Here is a 4,505-nt window from a genome sequence, read left to right as displayed (position 1 = left end):
CCCGGCGACACCCGCGCCCCCGTGGACACCCGCGCCCCCGGCCGTTGGGACGACGGGCTGATCGCCCGGCGGGCCGCCGAGCGGGCCGTCGTCGGGGACGTGCTGCCCGGTGCGGACGAGGTCCGGGAGCCCGACACCCTGCCGCCGCTCGGTGGGAGTTACGGCGGGCCCCTCCGTGCCCGCCTCGACGCGCTCCACGAACTCGTCGGGCTCTCCCGTACGCGGGTCGAGAGCGAGGCCCTCGCCGAGGCGGGGCGGGTGCTCGACGAGGCCGCCGCCCGGCAGCGGCTCTCCTCCCGGCACACCGTGATCGCCATCGCCGGCGCCACCGGCAGCGGCAAGTCCACCCTCTTCAACGCCCTGGCCGGCGTCCCCGTCTCCGAGACCGGGCTCCGCCGCCCCACCACCTCCGCGCCCATCGCCCTCAGCTGGTCCGAGGGCGCCGCCGGACTGCTCGACCGGCTCGCCGTCCCCGGCCGGCTGCGCCGCCGGCCCCTCGCGGGCGGCGCCGCCGACACCGCGCTCCAGGGACTCGTCCTCATCGACCTCCCCGACCACGACTCGGCCGTCACCGCCCACCGCGACCAGGTCGACCGGGTCCTCGGCCTCGTCGACGCCGTCATCTGGGTGGTCGACCCCGAGAAGTACGCCGACGCCGCCCTCCACGAGCGCTACCTCCGGCCCCTCGCCGGACACGCCGAGGTCACCTTCGTCGTCCTCAACCAGATCGACCGGCTCGGTACCGATGCCGCCGACCTCGTCCTCGACGACCTCCGCCGCCTCCTCGACGAGGACGGCGTGGCCCTCGGTGAGCACGGCGAACCCGGCGCCACCGTCCTCGCCGTCTCCGCCCTCACCGGCGACGGCGTCCCCGAACTACGGGAGATGATCGGCGGATTCGTCCAGGAACGCACCGCTCCCGAGCGGCGGCTGGCCGCCGACGKCGACGCCGCCGCGGCCCGGCTCCGCCCCGCCTACCTCGCCGAGGGCCRCGCCGGTCTCGGCGAACGCTCCCGCGAGGCCTTCGCCGACCGGCTCGCCGTCGCCGTCGGCGCCCAGGCCGCCGGCGAGGCCGCCGAACGGGTCTGGCGCCGCGGCGCCATCCGCGCCTGCGGCACCCCCTGGCTGCGCCTCTACCGCTGGTACGAGCGGATCCGCGAGCACGGCCCCGCCGCCCCCCATCTCACCCCGCCGGTCGAGGAGGAGCTGACGGCACGCCAACGCGTCGAACAGGCCGTCCGGATCGTCGCCGACGAGGCCTCCCGCGGCCTGCCCGTCCCCTGGGCGCAGGCCGTCCGCGAGGCGGCGGCACGCGGAGCGGACGGGCTGCCCGAGGCCCTCGACGAACTCACGGCCGGCATCGGCGACGCCGCGGCCCGGCCGCCCCGCCCCGCCTGGTGGCCCGCCGCCGTCCTCGCCCAGGCCGTGATGACGCTCCTGCAGATCTTCGGCGCACTGTGGCTGGTGGGCCAGATCGTCGGCGTCGTCGAACCGGGGCTGCTCCCGCCGGTCCTCGTCATGCTCGGCGGCATCATCGGCGGACCGCTCGTCGAATGGGCCTGCGAGGGCGCCGTCAAGGGGCCCGCCCGGCGGTACGGGCAGGAGGCCGAACGCAGGCTGCGCGAGGCGACCGCGGCCTGCGGCCGGGCCCGGGTGCTCGACCCCGTGGCGGCGGAACTGGTCCGCTACCGCGAGGTGCGCGAGCAGTACGCGACCGTCGTCGGCGCACGCCCGTCGGCCCGGATCGTCGGCGGCGCCCGCGGCGGTACGGGCCGACGGGCGTGCGCCGACGAGCCCCATCCCGGGCCGTACCCCGCCCGGGAGCCCCGAGCAGGCAGGCCCCGCAGCGGCCCGTGCCCCGTCAAGGGGCCCGGGGCGCAAAGCCCGTACCCCCATCCGAGTGGGCGAGTTGTCCCCATTCCCGCCCTTGTCCACAGCCCCCAGCGGCTTCTCCTCCAGGGCGCCACGATGGTGCTCGACCGGTGAAGACGCAGCAGCGTGAACGCAGGGTGGGGGGACGGACCATGAACGACACGACCGTGACGCTCGTCGGCAACGTGGCGACGGCGGTGGAGTACCGGGACACGCCGACGGGAGGCGTCGCCAGGTTCCGCTTCGCGGTGACGGCCCGCCGCTGGGACCGCGAGAAGGAGCTCTGGTCGGACGGCCCCACCAGCTTCTACACGGTGTCGGCCTGGCGCTCCCTCGGGGCCAATCTGGCGGCCTCCGTCTCCGTCGGGGAACCGCTCGTGGTGCACGGTCGGCTGAGGGTGCGTGAGGACGAGCGGGACGGCCTGCGCAAGACCTTCGTCGACGTGGCCGCGCTGGCCGTGGGCCATGATCTGAGCCGTGGTACGGCGGCCTTCCGCCGTGCGGCACGGCCTGCCGGGGCCGATCGGGGGCCGGGGGCGGAGTACGGTCCTGGGGTGCCGTCGGAGCCGGGGCCGGGGCTCGCGGCGACACRGGACCGGGACCCCTGGGCGATCGCCGCGAAGGCCGGGGAGGGGGCGGCGGAGCGGTTGGTGACCGTGCCCTGACCATGAGTTGTGTCGACTTGTCTACCAACTCGCCCTGGGTGATAACGATTCCGATTCGGAATGGTTATCTGACCGTATGGCCGGGCACCGGGGGGTTCCGCATCCCTAGGATTCCCGGGTACTCATGTGGCACGTGAGCCCATCGGGTCTGTGATCTGCTGGCGTGCGCTCCCCCCACGCGAACCGACGATGTTCGTGCGTTGTTCGTGGAGCGACTCGCCCGGAGGGGAAAGCAATGTATTCAGTTCGTGGACGAGGCATCACCCGCCTCGCCGCAGCCGCCCTCGTCTCCGGCCTTGTCATGGCCGGTGCGATAGCGACCGCCGGCCCGGCGCTGGCCGATGACGGTGGCACCGGTGGCGTGACGGCGAAGCTCGGCGAGATGACCGACCGGGACGCGGTCGTGATCTCCGAGAAGAACGGCGAGAAGTGGGGCGTCGACGGCGGCCTCTTCTCGATGCAGGTCGAGGGCGGAGGCACGCTCCAGCTCTACTGCATCGACCTCCGGACGCCGGCCAAGCACGACTTCGACTACAAGGAAGTCGGCTGGGACCAGTCCTCCCTGCACAACAACGAGAACGCCGGGAAGATCCTCTGGATCCTCCAGAACGGTTACCCGAAGCTCTCCGCGGAGGAGCTCGGCAAGAAGGTCGGCGTCGACCTTTCCAAGAACGAGGCCGCCGCGGCCACCCAGGCCGCGATCTGGACCCTGTCCGACGACGTGAAGGCGACGCCGAAGAGCAAGGACGCCCGGAAGCTCACCAAGAAGCTCCTGAACGACGCGGTCAAGCTCGAGGAGCCGAAGGCCTCCCTCTCGCTCTCCCCTTCCTCCGTCGCGGGCAAGGCCGGTGAGCGGCTCGGCCCGATCACCGTCTCCACCAACGCCCAGATCGCCAAGCTGGCGACCGCCCCGGGCACCCCGGACGGCGTGAAGGTCGTGGACAAGGACGGCAAGCCCGTCACCGAGGCCAAGAACGGCGACCAGGTCTACTTCGACGTCCCCGCCGGCACCGCCGACGGCACCGCCGGTCTGACCGCCGAGGCCTCCACCAAGGTCTCCCTGGGCCGCGCGTTCGTCTCCATCGACGGCCCGTCCCAGACCCTGATCCTGGCCGGCTCCAGCGAGTCGACCGTCAACGCCCCGGCCTCGGCCACGTGGGCGAAGAAGGGTGCCGTCCCGGCCGTCACGGTCGCCAAGGACTGCGCCAAGGGCGGCCTGGAGGTCATCGCCTCCAACGAGGGCGACGAGGCCTGGACCTTCGACCTGAAGGGCACCTCGTACACCGTCGCCGCCGGTGAGACGAAGACCATCCCGGTCCCGCTCGCCGAGGACGAGGCCTACAAGTTCACCATCACCGGCCCGAACGGCTTCGAGGAGACCTTCGAGGGCGTCCTGGACTGCAAGACGGCCACCCCCGGCCCGAAGCCGTCCGAGACCCCCACCACGGAGCCCTCGACCGAGCCGTCGAGCCCCGCCCCGTCGACCACCGCTCCCTCGACCGGTGACACCACGGGCGGCACCACCGGCAGCACCGGCTCCACCGGCACCACCACCGGTGGCGGCGACCTCGCCGAGACCGGCAGCTCCAACGCCACCCCGATGATCGCGGGCATCGCCGCCGCGCTCGTCGTGATCGGCGGCGGCGCGGTGTTCTTCCTCCGCAAGAAGAAGACCGCCGGCGCCTGATCCACGGCCCCGGTGCCGGCCCCGCCGGCACCGGAAGGCCACCGGTCCGATGAGTGATCCGCGTCACAGCGCGATCGCCCCGTGACCACCGCACGACCCCGGAACGCGTCAGCGTCCGGGGTCGTCGCACGTCCCGGGCTCGGCGCGGGTACGCCGCTCCGCGGGCAGTTCCTCGTCCCGCGCCCGGAACTCGGCGACGGCCGCGGCCACCGCGGCGCGCATGTCCGCGGCGTCCGGCAGCCCGGGGACCGGCCGCCAGCCGGTGCGGGGCGGGAGGACAC

Annotated in this window: 3 protein-coding genes; all 3 read left to right on the top strand. The window is 73.9% G+C overall.

Annotated elements, in window-relative coordinates; all coding sequences use genetic code 11:
• Positions 1-21 precede the first annotated feature (21 nt).
• The 3 genes from EAO70_RS02205 to EAO70_RS02195 all read left to right on the top strand — a co-directional run bounded on the left by EAO70_RS02205 (position 22) and on the right by EAO70_RS02195 (position 4,224).
• Positions 22-1,986 (top strand): GTPase, encoded by a 1,965-nt coding sequence (locus tag EAO70_RS02205; protein WP_261992597.1) that lies wholly within the window; start codon positions 22-24, stop codon positions 1,984-1,986.
• A 38-nt stretch (positions 1,987-2,024) separates the two neighbouring features.
• Positions 2,025-2,537 carry a single-stranded DNA-binding protein gene (locus EAO70_RS02200; protein WP_148001343.1) on the top strand — a complete coding sequence of 171 codons (513 nt, stop codon included), beginning with the start codon at positions 2,025-2,027 and terminating at the stop codon, positions 2,535-2,537.
• A gap of 235 nt (positions 2,538-2,772) precedes the next feature.
• The gene (locus EAO70_RS02195) at positions 2,773-4,224 is read left to right on the top strand and encodes an LAETG motif-containing sortase-dependent surface protein (protein ID WP_148001342.1); all 1,452 of its coding nucleotides are present in this window, start codon (positions 2,773-2,775) and stop codon (positions 4,222-4,224) included.
• Positions 4,225-4,505 lie beyond the last annotated feature (281 nt).

The organism is Streptomyces sp. adm13(2018) (genome assembly GCF_008042145.1).
Classification (GTDB): domain Bacteria; phylum Actinomycetota; class Actinomycetes; order Streptomycetales; family Streptomycetaceae; genus Streptomyces.
The sequence above is the reverse complement of the archived record's forward strand: the minus strand, read 5'-3'. Positions and strand labels throughout refer to the sequence as shown.